1 protein-coding gene is annotated in these 649 nt (G+C 56.7%); it reads left to right on the forward strand.

The annotated features are described in order from the left end of the window. A partial coding sequence (locus C0039_RS20830; protein ID WP_133126070.1) for an IS256 family transposase occupies positions 1-649 on the forward strand: 649 nt, incomplete at both ends.

Consider the following 649-nt stretch of genomic DNA (forward strand, 5'->3'; position numbering starts at 1 on the left):
GGCGGTTTACACGGTTCTGGCCGTCAACCTGGAGGGCAAGAAGGAAATCCTCGGGCTCTACCTGTCCGAGAGCGAGGGCGCCAACTTCTGGCTATCGGTCCTGACTGATCTCAATAATCGCGGCGTCGAAGATATCCTGATTGCCAGCGTGGACGGCTTAACCGGCTTTCCAGAGGCGATCGCCACAATCTACCCGGATACCGAGGTTCAGCTGTGTATCGTTCACCAGGTCCGCAACTCGCTGAAGTACGTAGCCTCAAAGAACCAGAAAGAGTTCATGGTCGACCTGAAGCGAGTCTACCGAGCTACGTCCAAAGATGCTGCGGAGCAGGCGCTGGATGAACTGGAGGCCCGCTGGGGTGATCTCTACCCCATCGTGATCAAGTCCTGGCGAACGAAATGGGACAACCTGTCAGCGTACTTCAAGTACCCTCAGGATATTCGCCGGGTGATTTACACAACGAACTCCATCGAAGCTGTGCACCGCCAGTTCCGGAAGCTGACCAAGACCAAGGGCGGCTTCCCGAACGAGGACAGCCTGCTGAAACTGCTTTATCTGGGCGTTCAAAACGCCAGCAAGAAATGGACGATGCCGATCCAGGGCTGGAACATTGCGCTGTCGCAGCTGGCCATCTTCTTCGAGGGCCGG

The sequence above is a fragment of the Pseudohalioglobus lutimaris genome, assembly GCF_002866825.1.
In the GTDB taxonomy this organism is placed as follows: Bacteria; Pseudomonadota; Gammaproteobacteria; order Pseudomonadales; family Halieaceae; genus Halioglobus; species Halioglobus lutimaris.